Genomic DNA, 19,649 nt, shown 5'->3' with positions numbered 1-19,649 from the left:
ACCATGTGAAGCGCCTTTTTGCTTGAATAGGCGGACCGCCGCGGTGTTACCTCAGGCATGAGCCGCGCGTTGCGAATTTTCCTTGTTGCCGCCGTGTTGTTCGGCGGTACTGCCGCGCTGTCGGCCGCGCAGACCCCGTCGCTGACGCGCGGCACCGCCATCACCGATCCCGATCTGCTGCGCAAGCTCGACGACGGCGACGCTCTCACGCTCCAGCGCCTGTTGGCGCCGGAGCGCAAAGCGAATGGTCCGCTGACGACCGACCGGCTGTTTTCAGAGCTGTCCCAGCTCAAGGACATTCCGCCGGCGATCGATGCGGAGTTCGAGCGCTACATCACAGGGCAGAGGGCGGCCTATCCGAGCGAGACCATCGGCGTCGGCGAGGGCTTTGACGTGCAGCTGTTCGATCGGGCCGTGCTGAAATCGCGCGACACGCGCTTCGTGCTGGCCGGCATCGTCAACCGCATGGACCGCGCCTACGCCTCGGAGGAGTCCTGCGGCGAGATCCGCCTGATCTATCGGCTGGCGCGCTTCGACGGCACAACCGCGACGCGGCTGCCGATGACGCTCAATCTGGTGATGAAGGCGCGCGATGCGCGCCAGATGGACGCGAACGGCAAACCGATCAATTGCGCCGAACTCGCGCGGCGCTGGCTCGACGACGGCAACTGGCAGGAGCTGATCGGCAGTCGAGACGACGCCATGCTCGATCGCATCGAGACCAACATCCAGCTCTCGGTCGCGGCCAAGTCGGCGCTGCATGACTTCCGCTCCGACTATCTGCTCAAGGTGTTCAAGTACAATTCCGCCACGAAGGCCTTCGAGGAATCGACGCTGGAGAACCAGGTCGACCGCGACCGGATCATGGCGGACGAGGCGCTTCGGCGCGACTTCAAGGATTGGCTGTTCGCACCCGAGCATCTTCGCGAGTTCGATCGCGGCACCGTGCTGATCCCCGAGAAATTCCTGGCAAGGAGTGCGGTGGTGCCGACGCCGGCCGGCCTCGATGCTTCGGCGCTGCAGCCGGAATTCGGCATGATGCAGGCTGAGGGGGAGGGCAAAGCGGTCTTCACCGATAACGACGTGGTCGGTGCGTTGAAGCAGGCGGCCGCGCGCGGCGACATGCAGAACATCCGCTCGGTCGCGGGCTTCCAGCGCCGGCTCAACGACGTCACCTGTTCAGGCTGCCACCAGACTCGCGGCATCGGCGGCTTTCACTTTCCGGGCGTCGATTGGCTGGCGGACAGGCCGTCCAATGCGAGCATCGTACCGGCCTCGCCCCACTTTCTCGGCGACCAGCCCCGCCGCCGCGACATCCTGACCGCGTTCGCCGCAGGCAGACGCCCTGATTTCTCACGCGGATTTGCCAGCCGGCCGCAGACCCGCGGCAGCCGGGAGCTCGCCGGGAGCGAGTATCAGGACGGCTGGGGCGCGCATTGTTCCCTGCAAGATGCGGGATCGGGAACGCGAGATGAGAGTTTTACGTCATGGAGCTGTGCTAACGGTCTCACCTGTCAGGCTGCCCCGGCCTCGCGCCGCATCGGCATGTGCTTCATCAAGACGCGTTGAGCCCGCAAAGCGATTTGGATGATTCATGACGAATACTGGCGATGCCAACAAGGAGCGCAATCGCGAGATCGCGCGCAATGAGGAAGTCAAGCAGGTCACCGGCAGCACCCGCGTCAGCATCTGGGCGATCGCGATGGCCGTTATCGTCGGTGGCATCCTGTTCACGCTCGGCTGGCTGTCGCTGCGGTAGCTGCGCTCTCTTTCGTCATGGCCGGGACAAGCCCGGCCATGACGGGGCTGAGGGTTCAGTGCTCGCACCCTCACGTCGCGTAATTCGTCATCCGCTTGCCCGGCAGCAGCTCGTACGCCGGCTTCCAGCCGGGCAGTGCGGCCATGCGGCCGCGCCAGGCGTGGATGGCAGGATGGCTCGTGGCGAAATCGAAGCCGTGCTCGTCGCTCGGATAATGCAGATAGGCCATCATCGAGATGTCGGCGACGGTCGGCCTAGTGCCGATCGCGAAGGCGTTGTGCTGAAGATGCCCGTCCAGGATGCCGAGGAAGTCCTCGAGCCGGCGGCGAAAGTGTTTCAGCACTTGCGGATCGTTCTTCTCGGTGAAGGCCCGCATGAAGCGATAGGTCGCCATGTAGCCGGTGAGCTTGTGGTTGTCCCAGAACAGCCAGCGCAGCAGCTCGAACTTCTCTTCCTCCGTGTCGGCGCCGAAGCGGCCGTACTGCTCGGCGAGCTTCAAGAGGAGCGGCGCAGTCTGCGTCATCTTCAGCCCATCGACTTCGAGCACCGGGATTTCGCCCATCTCGTTGACGGCCTTGCGCCATTCTGCCGTGCGCGTGACGCCGCCGCCGAAATCGGTCCAGACCGGCTCGAACCTCTCGCCGCAAAGCGTCAGCATCAGTGCCAGCTTGTAGCTGTTGCCGGATTCGGGGAAGTAGTGCAGGCGGTAACTGGGCATGGGACCTCGCGGCGTGGTTTTGCCGGTAGTTTATAGCGAGATCGCCCGGTATCGTCATTGCGAGCGTAGCGAAGCAATCCAGCAATGCATCAGCGGAGATACTCTGGATTGCTTCGCTGCGCTCGCAATGACGGAGGTCGTGAAGACGGGCTGTCTGCCCGCTGTCGTCCCGGACGAGCGAAGCGAAGATCCGGGACCCATAGCCACAGGCCGTGGTTTGGCGAAGACTCGGAGTGACCAGTCGCGCCCACAACCACTCCCTGTGGTTATGGGTCCCGGGCTTGCGCTTGCGCGCCCCGGGGACGACGGCGGAGTGTGAGTGCGCTCCTAGCCTACCGCTCCCGAACCCCTCAGCTGCTTGATCGCAGTCTCGTCGTATCCCGCCTCGCGCAAAATCTCGTCACTGTGCTCGCCGACAGCGGGCGGCTTGCGCGGCTGGACCTTCTTGGTGCCGTCGATCCAGATCGGGCTGGAGATGGTCAGCATGGTGTCGTTCTCGAACGGCACCAGCACCTCGTTGTCGAGCATCTGCTTGTCGTTGGGGATGTCGTCGAGAATGCCGACGATGCCGAACACGAGGCCGTTGCCGTCGAGAATCTTGCGCCAATCGGCAAGATCCCTGGTCGCGAAAGTCTCGTCGAAGATCTTGATCAGCTCCACCGAGCGGGCGTGACGGTCGGGTTTGGTGGCAAAGCGCGGATCGCTGATGAGGTCTTCGCGCCCGAGGCACTTCGCCAGCGTCGGAAACTGCTTCTCCTCGCTCAGCAGCGACAGGATCAGCCAGCGGCCGTCCCTGCATTGATAGTGGTTGGCGACTGCGTTCAGCGCGCGCTCACGCGGACGCCGCTCGCCGAACTTGGCGCCGCAGAGTTTTGCCTGCGCCAGCACGCTCGCGGCCCACACCCCGTTCGCCATCAGATTGGAGGCGACGTGCGAGCCCTTGCCGGTCTTCTCGCGCTGATAGAGCGCGGTGACGATGGCGCCGTAGAACGCCATGGCGCAGGGGTGGTCGCCCATGCCGGCGACCGAGCGGGCCGGGGTGGTGTCGATGTCGGCACGGACCAGGTCCATCAGGCCCGAGCGCGCCCAATAGGCATTGCTGTCGAAGCCGGGCTTGTTGGCCTCTTCGCCCTTCTCGCCATAGCCGGTGAAGGAGGCGTAGATCAGCCGGTCGTTGAGATGGGCGAGGTGATCATGGGTGATGCCGAGCTTGGCGCGCACCGGCGGCGGCATGTTGGTGATGAAGACGTCGGCCTCTTCCACGAGCTTGTAGAGCACGGCCTGCGCCTCGGGCTTGGCGAGGTCGAGCGCGATGCTCTTCTTGTTGCGGGCCTCCAGCAGCCAGGCGAAATTGTGCTCGCCGGTCGGATAGCCGGGCAAATTCGGCAGATTGCGATAGGGATCCCCGGCGCCGGGCGGCTCGATCTTGATGACGTCGGCGCCGAAATCCGACAGCACGGTCGCCGCCGCGGGCGCTGCGATGAAGCTCGCGCAGTCCAGAACCTTCAGGCCTGAAAAGATGCCTTTTTCCATCGCGGCGTTGCTCCCTCGCTCTTGTCGTTTCCCGCGCGCTGGAATTGGCGCGGGCCAGATCGTGAGAGCATTAGACCGATGTTTTGCCGGGATGCAACGGCATCAGGCGCAGGGCCTCACTCCTCCCCCGCAAGCAACGCCGCGTTGCCGCCGGCTGCGGCCGTGTTGATCGTCACGGTCTGCTCGGTCGCGAAGCGCGCGAGGTAGTGCGGGCCGCCGGCCTTGGGACCGGTTCCGGACAGGCCGTTGCCGCCGAACGGCTGCACGCCGACCACGGCGCCGATCATGTTGCGGTTGACGTAGATGTTGCCGACCTGCACGCGGTCGATGATGGCCTCGATGGTGTCGTCGATGCGGGAATGGACGCCGAGCGTGAGGCCGTAGCCGGTGCGCTCGATCGCCTGCAGCACGCGTTCGAGGTTTTCGGCACGGTAGCGCACGACGTGCAGGATCGGGCCGAACACCTCCTCGGTGAGCTGGCCGGCGTCGCCGAGCTCGAAGATGTGCGGCGCAACGAAGCAGCCTTGCGGCGCCGTCCCGGCAAAGTGCAGTTTCGCCTCGGTCTTCATCCGTGCGATATGCGCATCGAGGCGTTGCTTGGCCTCCATGTCGATCACCGGGCCGACATGGGTCGCGACGTCACGGGGATCGCCGATCTTCAACTCGCGTGCCGCGCCCGCGATCATCTCGATCATGCGGTCGGCGACGTCCTCCTGCACGAACAAGAGCCGCAGCGCCGAGCAGCGCTGGCCGGTGGAGCGGAACGCGGAGGTCACGACGTCGTCGGCGACCTGCTCGGGCAGCGCGGTGGCATCCGCGATCATGGCGTTGATGCCGCCGGTCTCCGCGATCAGCGGCACGATCGGCCCATCCTTGGCGGCGAGCGTCCGGTTGATGTTGCGGGCGACCTCGGTCGAGCCGGTGAAGACGACGCCCGCGATATCAGCGTGCGCGGTCAGGGCGGCACCGATACGGCCGTCGCCGACAACGAGATGCAGCGCATCGTTCGGGATGCCGGCCTCGTGCAGCAGGGCCACGGCCTCGCGCGCGATGCGCGGCGTCTGCTCGGCGGCCTTTGCCACCACGCTGTTGCCAGCCATCAGCGCCGCCGTGACCTGGCCGAGGAAAATCGCCAGCGGAAAATTCCACGGCGAGATCGCAACGAAGACGCCGCGGCCACGCATCGCGAGCGCGTTGCTTTCGCCGGTCGGGCCTGGCATTGCCGCATCAACGCCGAACAGCTTGCGGCCCTCTGCGGCATAATAGCGGCAGAAATCGGCGGCCTCGCGCAGCTCCGACAGCGAATCGTCGAGCGTCTTGCCGCCTTCGATTTGCAGCAGCGCGATGAAGCGGGCGCTGCGGCTCTCCAGGAGATGCGCGGCCTGCTCCAGCGCCGCCGCGCGCGTGGCCGCAGGTGTCCGGCTCCAGGCCGCAAAGCCGACACGCGCGGCAGTCACTGCCGCATTGGCTTGATCCGGCGTGGCATCCGCAATCGGCTCGAGCTCGGTCGCTGCGGCTTTGACGTCAGCGAGCAAATGATCGAGCGCGACGCGTGCGCCGAACTCGACGCCGCGCGAATTGCGCCGCTCCGGCGCGTAGAGATCACCGGGCAACGGGATTTTGGGATGCGCCGCCGCTTGCGGCCGGACGATGGCGTCCGCCGGTCGCTGCAACAGCGCCGGCACCGGAACGCGATAATCGGCGGCCTGCGCCACGAACGACGAGTTGGCGCCGTTCTCCAGCAAGCGACGCACAAGATACGCCAGCAAATCGCGGTGGCTACCGACCGGCGCATAGGTGCGGTAAGCGATATCAGGATGATCCTTGGCGAGCTGCTCGTAGAGCGCTTCGCCCATGCCGTGGAGGCGCTGGAATTCGAATCCGCCGCTCTTCCCGGCAAGCTCCAGCACGGTGGCGACGGTCAGCGCGTTGTGGGTGGCGAATTGCGGAAAGATGCGCGGCCGAAGACTCAAAAGCTTCGTCGCACAGGCGACGTAGTTCAGATCGGTCATCGCCTTGCGCGTGAACACGGGATAGCCGTCGAGCCCGCGTTCCTGCGCGCGCTTGATCTCGGTGTCCCAATAGGCCCCCTTGACGAGCCGCACCATCAGCCTGCGGTCATGCGCGCGGGCGAGCGCGTCGACGTAATCGACCACCGCGCTGGCGCGCTTCTGATAGGCCTGGATCGCGAGGCCAAATCCGTCCCAACCTCTCAGCGAGGGATCGGCGAGCGTTGCGGCGATCATTTCGAGCGACAGCTCGAGCCGGTCTGCCTCTTCGGCATCGACGGTGAAGTTGAGGTTATGCGCTTTGGCGCGCCGCGCGAGGTCGAGCAGCAGCGGCACCAACTCGGCCATCACGCGGTCGCGGCTGATCGCCTCGAAGCGCGGATGCAGCGCCGAGAGCTTGACCGAGATGCCGGGCCGGTCGGGCAGGGGATTGCTGCCCGCAGCCTTGCCGATCGTCTCGATCGCACTCGCATAGGCATCGAAATAACGCCTGGCATCGGCGGCCGTGCGCGCGCCTTCGCCGAGCATGTCGAAGGAATAGCGCGGCTTCTGGCCGGAGCGCGGCTTGCCCCGCTCCAGCGCCTGCTCGATGGTCTCGCCCAGCACGAAATGACTGCCCATCAGCCGCATCGCCTGACGCGTCGCGGTGCGCACCGCAGGTGCGCCCAGCCGCTTCACCAGACGGCCGATGGTGCCGTCGGGCGTCTCGCCGGGCTGGATCACCCGCGCCGACAGGCCGAGCGCCCAGGCCGAGGCGTTGACCAGGAAGGCCGTGGACTTGGTCTCGTGGTGGATGAAGTCGCCCTCGCCGAGCTTGTCCTCGATGAACTGGTCGGCGGTGCGCGCGTCCGGCACGCGCAGCAGGGCCTCCGCCAGCACCATCAGCGCCAGCCCCTCCTTGGTCGAGAGCGCGAACTCCCGCAGCATGTCCTCGACCCCGCCAAGACTACCTGCAAGCCGGTCGTCGCGCTTGCGGATCGCCTCGATCAGCCGGGTCGCGGTGCGGTCGATCCGGGCCTCCTGTAGCGCGGACAGATGCGATGCCGGCAACAGGCGCGCGGCGATCTCGGCATCATCGGGCGCGTAGGGGGCGGTGAAGGGCGGCGGGATGTTCGGCATGGCGTGTCCTGTGGCTAAAATCCAGGATAAGGCCCGCGTGACCGTAGTTCGATAGACAATCTAACCAATTTGCCTTAGAAAATGAAGACAAGAAGCAGCTTGGCCTGATTAAACATGGAACTCGATCGAATCGACCGGAAGATCCTCTCGATTTTGCAGGAGGATGGGCGCATCGCCAATGTCGAACTCGCCGAGCGCATCGGGTTGTCGCCAACCTCGATCGGCGAGCGGCTGAAGCGCTTGCAGCGGGAGGGCTTTGTCGAAGGCTATGGCGCGCGGCTCAACCCGCACCGGCTCGGCCTCGGTCTGTTGGTGTTCGTCGAGGTGCTGCTCGACAAGACCACGCCGGACAATTTCGAACGTTTTGCGCGCGCGGTGAAACTGGCGCCTGAAGTTCTGGAGTGTCACATGGTTGCCGGCGGCTTCGACTATCTTGTGAAGGCGCGGCTCGCGGACATGGCGGCGTATCGACGCTTCCTCGGCGAGACCCTGCTGTCGATGCCGGGCGTGCGCGAGACGCGGACCTATGCGGTGATGGAGGAGATCAAGCGCGACGCACCGTTACCGGTGGGCTGACGAAGTGCCGTCGCGATTGTCATTGCTGAGGCGTTGAACGAGCGGTCCTCGCGGGAAAATAGCTCTCCGTGTGCAGTCGCAACGCCTGTCGTCGAATGCACTGGCCGTCTTCTAAAATTTTCTTGGCCCGGCTCCCGGATCGATCCGGGAGGCAGCAAAAGCTGGCGGGCTTATACTTTGAGGTTCTCTGCGGAGGTCTTGCCCCGGTTTGCGATCTCTTCGTATTCCACCGTCTGTCCTTCGTTCAGGGACGACAGACCGGCTTTCTGCACTGCCGAGATATGCACGAACACATCCTTGCCGCCCGACGCAGGCTGGATAAATCCATAACCCTTCGTCGGGTTGAACCACTTGACCGTACCTTTAGCCATCACGACTTCTCCGCGGGTCTTCCTCCGAGATCTCGAACCGCCAGTCCCCGCCAACCGGCCGGTTCGGTCCTAACAGGATACGCGGAATGTGGCCGGCTTGGTAGCTCAAACCACATCGGCCTTTCGCCGAATTCCGCTCAACTTCGCGGCGTTTTTGCCGGTTTTGCCCGTTTCGCGGTCAAATGGCCGGCGTGCTGCGCGCTGTCCGTCAGTACGTCGCGGCCAGGTAATCGACGATCTTGCCGACATCCGCATCGTCGATCGGTGCGCCATAGACCTTGATCATCTTGGTCACCTCGGCCTGCCAGAAGCCCTTCTTGTCCTTCATCGGCGGCTGCGTCTTGACGTAGTCGGCCGAGTGGCAGGCGCTGCAATTGGCCTGGACGATTTCGAGATTGGGCCCCGCCTTGAAAACGGCGACCTCGTCCGGAAGCTGGTAGTTGACGGGCGCCGCGGTCACGGCCGTCAGGCCGGTGGCGAGGGCGAGCGTGACGGCGAGGAGAGCAGTGCGCTGCATGGTCATTCTCCTTTCAGGCCACGGTGACGCGGACGGTTTCGACGACGTTGCGCAAGTATCCCGCCGGGTTCCAGCGCGGCGTGTCCGGCTGCGTCTCGCCGCCATTGCCGGTGGCGCGCACCTTGAGCTCAACGCTTCCCGCCGCAAGCTTCACCGGCAGCTTCCATTCGCGGAACGAATATTTGCCGAGATCCTTGCCGAGCTTGGCGCTCACCCAGGTCTTGCCGCCGTCGGTGGAGACCTGGACCTCCTTGATGCCCTTGCCGCCGTCGAAGGCGATGCCGCGCAGGGTCACAGCTCCCGCCTTCAGCTTGGCGCCATCGGGGATGCTGGTGATGAAGGAGCGGATGGTGAAACGGTTGATCGGGATCGTCGCCTTCGGTGCGGTGCCGGGCTCGATCGCGTTATCAGGCGTATCGGGAATGCGATAGGCGGACTTCATCCAGAAGCCGTCATAGACGTTGTCGATGACGGTGATCTCGTTGAGGTGCTTGACCCAGTAGGTGCCGTAATAGCCGGGCACGATCAGGCGCAGCGGAAAGCCGTTGAGGAACGGCAAATCCTCGCCGTTCATGCCATAGGCCAGCATCACCTCGCCGTCACTGGCGTGAGCGATGTCGAGTGCCTTGACGAAGTCAGGCGTCTTGTCGCTGACCGGCCCGTCCATGCCGTTGAAGGTGACCTGCCTGGCGCCGCTCTGCACGCCGGCCATCTCCAGCACCGCCTTCAACGGCACGCCGCGCCAGCGCGCATTGCCCATGGCGCCGTTGGCGAGCTGGCCGCCGGCGACGCGCGGCTCGAAGAAGCCGCGGCTGTTGCCGGAGCACTGGTTGACGGCGACGATCTCGGTCGCCTTCATCTTCCTGATGTCCTTCAGTGAAAGTTTCAGCGGCTTGTCGACCTTGCCCTTGACCTCCAGCGTGAACTTGTCGGGGTCGAGATTGTAGGGCAGGTCCGAGAGGTGATAGCGGACGAAGAACGCATTGTTCGGCGTGATCGGGCCGTCGTTGAAGATCGCGAACGGCGTCTCGAGCTGCGGCGGCCGGCTGGTCAGGCCGATCATCGGCCGCTTCTGCGGGTATTTCACCAGCGGCCGTTCGCCATTGGCGAAGGGCAGGGTCACGGTGTCGAGTGCCGACGCCCTGGTGGCATTCAGTGTGGCCGCCATGGCGGCAAGCCCCGCTCCTTTGAGCAGGTCGCGGCGATCGAACATCTGGTCCCCTCCCGGAGCTTTTCGTTGGCCTGCGGTCATCACCGCGAGCCGCGCTCATCTGTCGCAACGATTTGAACGAAGTCAATTCGTGCTTTCGCAGCAGGCCCATGCCGCTGCGTTGCAGCAGGCCGGTGTTACGGAGACATGCATGTGGCCAAGTTCTCACCGCGGCGGCGGTGTGCTCCCTCGTCCCGCTTGCGGCGAGAGGGTTGGGGTGGGGGGGAGTCTCCGCGAGGGAAAAAGCAGTTGGACTCGCGGAGAGTCCCCCTCACCCGCCGCGCTGCCTGCGTCGGCCTCTCCCCGCAGGCGGGGAGAGGCGAACATCAGGCCGCGACGCGCTCGCTTCGATCGACCAGGGCTGCCAGCTCCCGCGCATCCGCGACGACGCGCACGGCCATCGGCTCGTCGCGGCCGCGGATCGCGACCTCCTGTTGCGGCAGCGTATCGTCGGCGAGGCCCGCGGTGCCGCGGATTTCGTCCGAGACGATCGCCTCGCAGGCCAGCGTCTTGGTCATGTCCTGCAGGCGGGCGGCAACGTTGACGGCATCGCCCAGCGCCGTGAAGACGATGTGATCGCGATAGCCGATGTCGCCGATGATGACCTCGCCGCCGTGAATGCCGATGCCGAAGCGGATCGGCTGGCGAAGATCGTGGCTCAGCAGCTCGTTCAGTTCGTCGATATGGGTGGCGATGCCGCTGGCAGCCTTCAGCGCCTGCCGGCAGGCGGTTTGCGGATCGGCCGTGAGTCCGAACAGCGCCAGCATGCCGTCGCCGACGAACTGGTTCGGCTGGCCGCCATTCTCGATCACGGCCTGCGACACAGCGCCGAGGAAGCGGTTGACGATGAAGACGGTATCGAACGGCAGCCGCTTCTCGGCGAGCTGGGTCGAGCCGCGCATGTCCACGAACAGGCTGACGAGATAGCGCTCCTGGCCGATTCTCGCCGGCGCCGAGGCCTGCGCGTTGGCCGACGACGTTTGCGGGGTGAAGAGCTGGAAGAAGGACAGATCCGACGTCGGCCGCAGCTGGCAGGCCAGCCTGATCGAGGGGTCGTTGGTGCCGACGCGGGTGAGCACGAAGGCCTCGCGCTGCGACGGCTCGGGCAGGACGCCATGATCGCCGATGACGCGGATGCGGCAGGTCGAGCAGCGGGCGCGGCCGCCGCAGACGCTGGCATGCGGCAGATTATGGCGCAGGCTCGCTTCCAGCACGGAGAGACCCTTGGGAACCCGCACCGTCTTGCCGTTGCCGTAGGACAACGCGATCATGCCGCCGCGCCGCTCGCGCCAGGCCCGCACGCCGCGTGCCGCCAGCGCCAGGCCCAGCAGCCCAAAATAGGTGACGGTGAAGGCGCCGGTGATGCGATCGAGCGTGTTGCCTTCCGCGACCGTGCCGACCTGGCGTCGCGTGAGATTGTGCGTGCGCCATTCCCCGTCATCGGCCTCGATCGCGACGCTGCGGCCGCCCTGGTAGATGCCGAGCAGCGACAATGTCGGGACCAGCACCGCGGCGGCGAGCAGATAGGGCGCGGCGCGCGTGAAGAACGGCTTGAGGCGGAGCCAGAAATAAATCCCGATGCAGCCGTGCACCCAGGCAATGAGAAGCAGGATCGTCATCTGCCAGAGCCGGCCCGGCGCCGCGACGAAGAACAGATAGAGCTCCTGCGGATAGAGCTTCTGGTGATCGTACAGCGTGTAGCCGAGCCGCACCCCGACCACGTGCCCCATGATCAGCGCGGGGATGCTGAGGCCCAGCACGAGCTGAAGCGGCTCGATCGTCCGCCAGCGGAACTGCCGGCGCTGATACAGCGCATAGATGCCGAGCCCCATATGCGTGAGCGCGGCGGTGTAGAACACGATCGAGACGGGGAGGAACTGCCAGAAGACGGTGTGGTAGTAGACCCCGGCCTCCATGGCCTCGACCGAAATATTGCCGAGCGCATGGTTGAGGAAATGGCTGATCACATAACAGAACAGGATCACGCCGCAGACGAGCCGCACCTGCCGCACGCTGGTCCCGCGGACGAGTTCGGAGATGGATGCAGCAGCGGTGGCCATGATTCGGTTGTATCAGTTCATGAAGGAGAACAGCCAGCGTAGCGGTTAATTCCCGATGTGGACAGGTTCGGGGATCACATGCCCGGGAAGGCGCCTCACACTCCGCCGTCGTCCCGGACAAGCGCGCCCTAAGCGCGCGCCGATCCGGGACCCATAACCACAGGGTCGGGTTTGGCGAAGACTCGTGGTTACCAGCTCGTGCCATAATCCCTCCCTGTGGTTATGGGTCCCGGGTCTGCGCTTCGCTTGCCCGGGACGACACCTATGTTGGGCCGACCCACATTGACTCCCCCTCCCAAGTTGGGGAAAAGCGCGGCCGTGACGATCGCTCCCGACATCTCTGTGAAGCCAGACGGCGCCGAACGCCGTCTCATCCGTGTTGCCGTGCTCGTCATCGCCGCGATGACGCTGCTGCGCATCGTCTACGCCGGCGCGATCGAGCTGCGCACCGACGAGGCCTATTACTGGACCTGGTCGAAGGAGGGCGCGCTCAGCTTCCTCGATCACCCCCCGGGCATCGCCTGGCTGATCCGTTTCGGAACCGCGATCTTCGGCGACACCACGCTCGGGGTCCGTTTCGGCGGCATCGTCGCGATGCTGGTGACGCAGCTCCTGCTTGCCGACGTCGTCCGCCGCCTCACCCATGATGTGCGCGCCGTATTGTTCGCGGTGCTGATGCCGGAAGCCGCGCTCTATTACGGCCTGTTGATGGCCAAGGTCGCGCCCGATGTCGCCATGATCCCGTTTGCGGTGGCAATGATATGGTCGCTGGTGCGGCTCGCGCAAAGCGGCGACGGACGCTGGTGGCTTGCGGCCGGGTTGTTCGCCGGCCTCTCGATGCTGTCGAAATTCACCGCCATCATGTTCGCGCCGGCGGTTGCCGCCTTTCTGCTGGTGCCGGATTGGCGTTGGCGCTGGCTGCGCAGTCCTTACCCTTATCTCGCGGTGCTGGTCGCAATAGCCGTGTTTTCGCCGGTGCTGGTCTGGAATGCGCAGCACGATTGGGCCTCGTTTCGTTTCCAGGGCGTACGCGCCACCGCCAATTACGGCATCTCGCTGCGGACCATCGGTGACTTTATCGGCCTGCAGTTCGGCCTGGTCGGCTTCGTCATGCTGCCGGTAGTGCTGACCGGGCTGGTGCTGACGGCATGGCGCGGCTATCGCGCGCGCGAGCCCGTTGGAATTCTCTTGTCGACGGCGGTGCTGGTGCCGTTTCTCTATTTCCTCGCGAAGTCGACCACGCTTCGGGTCGGCGACACCTGGCCGATGTTCATGTGGCCGGTCGGTTTCGCCGCGGCCGCCGTGAACCTCGCGGCGATGGCGAAGGAGGATTGGTCGGCCCGTATGCTGAGATCGTCGGTGTTCTGGGCCAAGACAGCCGTCGGCTCGGGCATCGCCTTCGTCGTCATCGTGTTCCTCTATTACGTCGCAGCGCCCTGGAATCTCCTCGGCAGGATCGATCCGATCGGCGCCGAGGCCGGCTATGAGCAGGTCGCCGCGCGGGCGCAGGCCGCGCTCGAGGAGACCGGCGCGACCTGGATCGCCACCACGGACTATCGCACCTACGCGATGATGCGCTGGCTGTTCAGGGGCCGCGTGCCCGTCATCGAGATCAACGAGCGCGGCCGCTTCCAGGATTTCCGCGATCCCGGCCTGGACCGGATCAAGGGCCATGCCGGCATCTATGTCGGCCGCGAGCCAGACGATCGTTCCTTGCTATGGGAGAATATCCCAGCCAAGCGCGAGCCGCTCGGCGAAGTCGAACGTCGCTGGCGCGGTGTTCTCGCGGACACCTATGTGATCGAAAAGCTCACCGGCTGGACCCCCGAGCTGTCGCCGTCGAAGGATTCGCCGCTGTTTTGGTGGAAGGTGCTGGCTTTCCTCTCCCTCTCCCCGCTTGCGGGGAGAGGGTTGGGGTGAGGGGGACTCTCCGCGGGGGAGGTGACAGTTGAACTCGCGGATAGTCCCCCTCACCCGGATCGCATCTGGCGATGCGCTCCGGCCTCTCCCCGCACGCGGGGAGAGGCGAAGAAGCTACGCCTCGTCGTCCTTCTTCCGCAAGAGATCCGTCGCGAGATCCGACAGTTTGGGCGGCGGCAGCGCGGCGAACGGCAGCGGACGCGTGACGTCGATCGCCGCCAGGCCCAGCCGTGCCGTCAGCAATCCGTTCAGCACGCCTTCGCCGAGCCGCTGTGACAGCTTTGCCGCGATGCCGTGGCCGAGCATCTGCTGCACCAGGCTGTCGCTCGCGGCCATGCCGCCGGTGATGGCGAGATGGGCAATGACGTGGCGGAGCAGTCGGATCATGCCGAGCGCGCCGGGGCGCCCGCCGTAGAGATAAGCGAGCTGGCGGATCAGGCGCAGCGCGGCGACGAACACGAACAGCACGTCGATCGCCGCGCGCGGGCTCACCGCGGTCACGATCGAAACCTTTTGCGCGGCTGACGACACTAGACGCCGCGCCTCCGCATCCAGCGGAGACATCAACTCGCGTTCGGCGAGCCGGATCATGTCGGCGCCGTCGATGATCTCGCCGGTGTGGCTCTCCAGCGTCGCGCGGGCGCGGGCGAGCTGCGGGTTCTGGTGCGCGATCTTGAGAAGATCCTGCACGATGACGCGGCTCTCCTTGCGGTCGTCGCTGGCGAGCACAGCGGCGGCGCGCGCATGCAACTGCTCGATCGTCGCCAGCCGCGCCAGACCGACTGCCTCGCGGCCGATCACCACCGCAAGCGCGAGCGCGGTGACGAGCGCGAAGGCGAGACCGACATAGCCGAGCGTTTCGCTGCGCGCGAACAGGTCCTCGATCAGATGCACCACGCCGAGCCCGGTGCCGAGCAGCGTCAGCCCGGCGAGGCCTGACCAGAACAGCGTACCCCAGGGAAAACCGCGGCGCGCCGGCAGCGCCGCTTGAACTGGGACCGGAAGCGCCAGGGGATCGGGCTCCGGCGTGATCTGGATGGTGGCGCGGCTGAGCCGGCTGGTCTCGTCGGCTTCGGTGACGACGACGCCGGGATCGTCGAGCCGGAACGTCGCCGGCCGCCGTGGCTTCGATCGGTCGTTCATGCGAGCTTGTCTCCGATCAGGAACTGCAAGGCACGGTCGAGGCGAATGTGAGGCAGCGTCGGCGGCTCGGAGCCTTCGCGGTCGAGCGTGGGCGGGCGGAAGCGCAGGAAACGAAAGTCGCTTGTCCCGGCGGACTCGGTCGCGAGGCCGCGGAACGCGGCATTGCCGTTGAACAATGGCTCGGGATCGAGGGGCAGGTCGCCCGGAAAGGTCGCAACCTCCGTATTGCCGTCGAAGAATTCACCGCCGGCGCTCTCGCCCGCGGCCGGTGTTCCCAGGATCGACGGTAATTTGTCGCGGCCGCGCGCGACTTGAGCCTCTCTCGTGGCGCGCACCGCGGCGAGCGCCACCACGTCGATCGCCGCGCCGGTATTTTCCGCGCGCGCAACGGCGCCCGAGACGGCGCGGCGCAATACGGCCTCGAGCCGGTCGTGGCTGGAATGGTGCAGATGGTCGGCCTTGGTCGCTGCAAACAGGATGCGATCGATGCGCGGACGGAACAGGCTGGAGAGGATCGTGCTGCGGCCGATGTTGAAGCAATCGAGAATGCCGGCGAGGGCTGCTTCGAGATCGTGCAGCGCCTCGGGTCCGGAGTTGAACGCGGACAGTGCATCGGCCAGCACGATCTGGCGATCGAGCCGGGCAAAATGATCCCTGAAGAACGGCCGCACCACGACGTCCTTGTAGGCCTCGAAACGGCGCACCATCATCGCCCACAGCGACCCATCCGGCGCCTGGCCGCCTGCGGGCACCTCGAGGGGCGCGAAGGTCAGTGCCGGGGAGCCTGCGAGATTGCCGGGCATCAGGAAGCGGCCGGGCGGCAACAGGCTCATCGCGAAGCGCTCGTCGCGGCAGGCGCGCAAATAATCGGTGAAGAGTTTTGCGGCCGTCAGCGTCGCTTGCTCGTCCTCTCGCGCGTCGGGCTTGAGCGTTGCCAGATGCGCGTGCCATTCGCCCGCAAGATGCGCGCGCGGCGCCTCGCGCGACAAGACCAGGCTCTCCGCCGACCATTGCTCGAAACTCTTCTGCAGCAGCGGCAGGTCGAGCAGCCACTCGCCGGGATAGTCCACGATGTCGAGTGTCAGCGTGCGGTCGGCGCCGTTCGGGCGCTGATAGTCGATGACGAGCCGGAGCTCGCTGATGTCGACGGTCGAGTTCGGCCAGCGTCGCTCCTCGATCAGCGCGCGCAGATGGCTCTCATAGGCAAACCGCGGCACGGCATCGTCGGGCTGCGGCGCCAGATGCGCCCGCGCGATCCGGCCCGAGGCGTAAGCGTCGAACACCGGAAACCGGCCGCCGCGGGTGAGGCCGTGGATCAGCGCGGTGATGAACACGGTCTTGCCGGCCCGCGACAGGCCGGTAACGCCTAACCGCACCGTCGGGTTGAAGAAGTGCTCGCCATAGTCGATCAGCGCCTGCGCGGACAAGCGCGCTTCTTCGACCATATCCTGGAAACTGAATGCCATATGAACGTTAGTGGATCGGGGGCGGCGGGACTGTGTGACCGATCACAAAAGTGGCAATTGCGTGAAGAAAATCAAGCTCCATACTTCCACCGTCTTTGTCGGAAAATCAGCCGTTTGAACGACGCGCCGATCCCGAAAGACCCATACAAGAGGACATTGCCTCATCTTGCGGATTGCCATGACCGTCTTCCAACTGAAAGAGTTCGCCTCCAGCTCCGTCCACGCCGCAGCCGATGTGATGGGCTGGAATTACGACCGCGCCGAGCTGATCGCCGACGGAATCATCCACGCGATCGGCGTCCTCTCCGGCCTCATCGCCGCGACCGTGCTGGTGGTGCTGACGGCGATCTATGCCGATGCGACCGACATCGTCGGCGTCTCGATCTATGTCGCCGGCCTGCTCTCGATGCTGGTGCTGTCGGCGACCTATAATCTCTGGCCGGTGTCGCCGGCCAAATGGCTGCTGCGGCGGTTCGACCACTCCGCGATCTATCTGCTGATCGCGGCGACCTATACGCCGTTCATCCTCGAGGTGAAGGACAGCGGATTCGCGCTGGTGCTGCTCGCCGGCGTCTGGTGCGTCGCCATCCTCGGCATCGTGCTGAAGCTCTTCTATCCCGGCCGGTTCGACCGCGTCTCGGTCGGCATCTATCTCGCGATGGGCTGGAGCGGCGTGATGCTCTACGACGCCGTGGTCCGGGCGCTGCCCGCGCTGGTGCTGGGCTTCATCCTTGCGGGCGGGCTGCTCTACAGCTTTGGCGTGATCTTCCATGCCTGGCGGCGGCTGCGTTTCCAGAATGCGATCTGGCACGGCTTTGTGTTGGCCGGCGCGGCGTGCCATTATACCGCGGTGCTCGACCTCATGTTGAGCTGAGCAAGACCCAGGGGGTCTTCCAAGAAGCGGTATAAGACAAGAGGAGACGTCGCATGCAGGTGACCGGCAAGGTCGTGGTCGTCACGGGCGGCGCAAACGGCATCGGCAATGCGCTGTGCGAGGCGTTTTACAATGCGGGCGCAGCCAAGGTCGTCGTCGCGGACATGGACGCCGCCAATGCGCGGGCGGTCGCGGCCATGGTGGATGGCGCGGCCTTCAAATGCGATGTCGCGCAGGAGAAAGACATCTCGCACGTCATCGAGGAGACCGAGCGGCAGTTCGGCCCCATCGCCCTGTTCTGCTCCAATGCCGGCATCGGCGGCGGCTTCGATCCGATGTCGGTCAATGCCGGCGGAGCCTCCGACGAGCCGTGGCAGCGCAGCTGGGCGATCCACGTCATGGCCCATGTCTATGCGGCGCGGCATCTGATCCCGCGCATGAAGGCGCGCGGCGGCGGCTATTTCCTCAACACGATCTCGGCCGCGGGCCTGCTGTCGCAGGTCGGCAGCCCCGCTTATTCCACCACCAAGCACGCCGCGGTCGGCTTTGCCGAGAATCTCGCGATCTCGCACAAGGCTGACAACATCAAGGTCTCGATCCTCTGCCCGCAGGGTGTCGACACCAACATGCTGCGCTCGATCCCGAAAGGCCCGCAATCCGGCGACGGCGATCTCACGCCCGAGTAGGTCGCGAAAGACGTGCTCGCCGGCCTCGAGCAGGAGACGTTCCTGATCCTGCCGCATCCGCAAGTGCTCGGCTATATGCGCAAGAAGACCGAGAATTATGATCGCTGGATCGGCGGCATGGCCAAGATCCAGGCCAGGATGCGGGAGGATTTCGGGAAGTGACCTTCAGGTCGGTGAGCCGACCTACACTCGCGCCAAAAGCTCGCTGTCGTCCCTGCGAAAGCAGGGACCCATAACCACAGGGAGAAGTTTGGCGAACACTGGTAGATGTTCTTGCGCGCGGTACTGACACCTGCGCTTTACGGATAAATCACGCGGTATGGCCCTGCGTTCGCAGGGACGACACCGGTGGTTACCGAGGCAACGTCTCCTCCCCCCGGCTCTGCCTGAGCGCCCGCGCATAGAGCATCATGCCCTCGCGCACCGTGCGCTGTTCCGCCGCCGTCAGCGCCGCCAGCGCGCCGCGCACCTGCTGCCGGCCGAACGCGTGCAGCCCCTCCAGCGTGCGCCGCCCCTTCGCGGTCAGCGACAATAGCTTGCTGCGTGCATCGGCCTCATCCGGCGTCTCCCTGAGCTCGCCGCAATCGATCAGCTTGCGCACCAGGCGGCTGACGCTGGATTTCTCCAGCCGCAGGAAATCGCCGAGCTCGCCTGATGTCATCGGGCCGCGGATGCCGATCTCCAGGATCGTGTGCACGGCCGAGGGCGGATAGTCCGAGGCCGCCACCGTCGCATCCATGAAGCCGAGCTCGCGCACCATCAACCGCGAGGCGGCGCGAATGTCGTCGATGAGCGCAAGCTCGGCCATCCCTTGACTCCTCGCCTATAGTTGTATCATACAACTATAGGCGCAACGCGGCGCACGCAAGCGTTTTGGAGTGAGCCATGGGCGGAGCTTTGCCGACGGCGATGCGGATGAATGGCAAGGTCTGCCTCGTCACGGGCGGCGGCACCGGCATCGGCCGCGCCACAGCGTTGCGGATGGCATCCGAGGGCGCCGAGGCGATCATCGTGGCGGGCCGGCGCGAGGCCGAGATCGAGGCGACCGCCGCTTCATGCCGCGAGCTCGGTGCGGAGGCGATCGCGCTCAAGACCGACATCACGCGCGAGGACGACGTCGCGCGCCTCGTCCGCACCGCCATCGAACGTTGCGGCCGGCTCGACGTCGCCTTCAACAATGCCGGCTTCCAGGAGCGCCGCGCGCCGCTGGAACAGCAGGGCACTGACATCTACGACAGCGTGTTCGACACCAATGTCCGCGCGCTGTTCCTGTGCCTGCGCCACCAACTGCCGGCGATGCTGGCGCAAGGGCGCGGCAGCATCGTCGTCAACGCTTCCGTCAGCGGCGTGCGCAATCCCAATCCCGGCTTCTCGCTCTATTCGGCCTCGAAGGCCGCCGCGATCTCGCTAACGCGCTCGGCCGCGCTGGAGAATGCCCCGCGCGGCATCCGCATCAATGCCATCGCGCCGGGCCGCGTCGTCACCGACATGATGCTGCGCGCCGGCGTCGGCGACATCGCAACGGTGAGTGCTGGCCTGCCGCTGCGGCGGATGGGGAGCCCGGAGGAGGTGGCGGAGGCCGTGGTGTGGCTGTCGTCGGATGCGTCGTCGTATGTCGTCGGGCACGTGCTGGCGGCGGACGGGGGATTTCTGGCGTCGTAGTTGGCAGCGGTGGTGCGGCAAACTCG

General features: G+C 65.6%; 16 protein-coding genes and 1 pseudogene. 7 read left to right on the top strand and 10 right to left on the bottom strand.

Features of this window, described 5'->3' with window-relative positions:
• Positions 1-57 precede the first annotated feature (57 nt).
• Together XI03_RS13555 and XI03_RS13550 are read left to right on the top strand one after the other, a co-directional pair.
• Positions 58-1,569 carry a hypothetical protein gene (locus XI03_RS13555; RefSeq protein ID WP_271592402.1) on the top strand — a complete coding sequence of 504 codons (1,512 nt, stop codon included), beginning with the start codon at positions 58-60 and terminating at the stop codon, positions 1,567-1,569.
• A 25-nt stretch (positions 1,570-1,594) separates the two neighbouring features.
• Complete coding sequence (locus tag XI03_RS13550; RefSeq protein ID WP_271592401.1) at positions 1,595-1,759, top strand: hypothetical protein; 165 nt, start codon at positions 1,595-1,597, stop codon at positions 1,757-1,759.
• A gap of 70 nt (positions 1,760-1,829) precedes the next feature.
• Here XI03_RS13550 and XI03_RS13545 read toward each other — a convergent pair whose 3' ends face one another.
• The 3 genes from XI03_RS13545 to putA form a co-directional block, all read right to left on the bottom strand.
• Positions 1,830-2,477: a glutathione S-transferase family protein gene (locus XI03_RS13545; RefSeq protein ID WP_271592400.1), complete on the bottom strand. Its 648-nt coding sequence runs from the start codon at positions 2,475-2,477 to the stop codon at positions 1,830-1,832.
• A gap of 327 nt (positions 2,478-2,804) precedes the next feature.
• Entirely contained in the window at positions 2,805-4,010 is a 1,206-nt protein-coding gene (locus XI03_RS13540) for a CaiB/BaiF CoA transferase family protein (protein ID WP_271592399.1), read from the bottom strand.
• A gap of 116 nt (positions 4,011-4,126) precedes the next feature.
• Entirely contained in the window at positions 4,127-7,138 is a 3,012-nt protein-coding gene (gene putA / locus XI03_RS13535) for a bifunctional proline dehydrogenase/L-glutamate gamma-semialdehyde dehydrogenase PutA (RefSeq protein ID WP_271592398.1), read from the bottom strand.
• A 114-nt stretch (positions 7,139-7,252) separates the two neighbouring features.
• Here putA and XI03_RS13530 point away from each other — a divergent pair, with 114 nt between their 5' ends.
• On the top strand, positions 7,253-7,714 hold the full coding sequence (locus tag XI03_RS13530; RefSeq protein ID WP_018317238.1) for an Lrp/AsnC ligand binding domain-containing protein: 462 nt from the start codon (positions 7,253-7,255) through the stop codon (positions 7,712-7,714).
• A 170-nt stretch (positions 7,715-7,884) separates the two neighbouring features.
• Here XI03_RS13530 and XI03_RS13525 read toward each other — a convergent pair whose 3' ends face one another.
• The 4 genes from XI03_RS13525 to XI03_RS13510 all read right to left on the bottom strand — a co-directional run bounded on the left by XI03_RS13525 (position 7,885) and on the right by XI03_RS13510 (position 11,872).
• On the bottom strand, positions 7,885-8,085 hold the full coding sequence (locus tag XI03_RS13525) for a cold-shock protein (protein ID WP_008134691.1): 201 nt from the start codon (positions 8,083-8,085) through the stop codon (positions 7,885-7,887).
• Between the two features lie 208 nt (positions 8,086-8,293).
• Positions 8,294-8,602: a SorB family sulfite dehydrogenase c-type cytochrome subunit gene (sorB, locus tag XI03_RS13520; protein ID WP_271592397.1), complete on the bottom strand. Its 309-nt coding sequence runs from the start codon at positions 8,600-8,602 to the stop codon at positions 8,294-8,296.
• Between the two features lie 13 nt (positions 8,603-8,615).
• Positions 8,616-9,815 carry a SorA family sulfite dehydrogenase catalytic subunit gene (sorA, locus tag XI03_RS13515; protein ID WP_271592396.1) on the bottom strand — a complete coding sequence of 400 codons (1,200 nt, stop codon included), beginning with the start codon at positions 9,813-9,815 and terminating at the stop codon, positions 8,616-8,618.
• Positions 9,816-10,138: 323 nt separating this feature from the next.
• Positions 10,139-11,872 carry an adenylate/guanylate cyclase domain-containing protein gene (locus XI03_RS13510; RefSeq protein WP_152103527.1) on the bottom strand — a complete coding sequence of 578 codons (1,734 nt, stop codon included), beginning with the start codon at positions 11,870-11,872 and terminating at the stop codon, positions 10,139-10,141.
• 402 nt (positions 11,873-12,274) lie between these two features.
• Here XI03_RS13510 and XI03_RS13505 point away from each other — a divergent pair, with 402 nt between their 5' ends.
• Positions 12,275-13,792: a glycosyltransferase family 39 protein gene (locus tag XI03_RS13505; protein ID WP_442869718.1), complete on the top strand. Its 1,518-nt coding sequence runs from the start codon at positions 12,275-12,277 to the stop codon at positions 13,790-13,792.
• A 114-nt stretch (positions 13,793-13,906) separates the two neighbouring features.
• Here the strand turns inward: XI03_RS13505 and XI03_RS13500 are convergent, their stop codons facing one another.
• A complete protein-coding gene (locus tag XI03_RS13500) occupies positions 13,907-14,935 on the bottom strand; it encodes a YcjF family protein (protein WP_028140408.1) in 1,029 nt (342 codons plus the stop codon).
• Entirely contained in the window at positions 14,932-16,401 is a 1,470-nt protein-coding gene (locus XI03_RS13495; RefSeq protein WP_271592394.1) for a YcjX family protein, read from the bottom strand. Before XI03_RS13495 ends, XI03_RS13500 begins: the two co-directional genes overlap by 4 nt.
• Before the next feature lie 178 nt (positions 16,402-16,579).
• Between XI03_RS13495 and trhA the strand changes: the two genes are divergently transcribed.
• Positions 16,580-17,275, top strand: a complete 696-nt coding sequence (gene trhA / locus XI03_RS13490; protein ID WP_095426727.1) for a PAQR family membrane homeostasis protein TrhA — start codon at positions 16,580-16,582, stop codon at positions 17,273-17,275.
• Positions 17,276-17,328: 53 nt separating this feature from the next.
• Positions 17,329-18,123, top strand: a pseudogene (locus tag XI03_RS13485) (SDR family oxidoreductase).
• 190 nt (positions 18,124-18,313) lie between these two features.
• Here the strand turns inward: XI03_RS13485 and XI03_RS13480 are convergent.
• Positions 18,314-18,769, bottom strand: coding sequence for a MarR family winged helix-turn-helix transcriptional regulator (locus tag XI03_RS13480; RefSeq protein WP_271592393.1), 456 nt, complete (start codon positions 18,767-18,769; stop codon positions 18,314-18,316).
• Positions 18,770-18,846: 77 nt separating this feature from the next.
• On the opposite strand from XI03_RS13480, the gene XI03_RS13475 reads away from it, so the two are divergent.
• Entirely contained in the window at positions 18,847-19,623 is a 777-nt protein-coding gene (locus XI03_RS13475) for an SDR family NAD(P)-dependent oxidoreductase (protein ID WP_028140404.1), read from the top strand.
• Positions 19,624-19,649: the final 26 nt, after the last annotated feature.

This window comes from Bradyrhizobium sp. CCBAU 65884, from assembly GCF_028128835.1.
GTDB lineage: Bacteria > Pseudomonadota > Alphaproteobacteria > Rhizobiales > Xanthobacteraceae > Bradyrhizobium > Bradyrhizobium ottawaense.
This window is presented reverse-complemented; position numbering and strand designations above follow the sequence as displayed.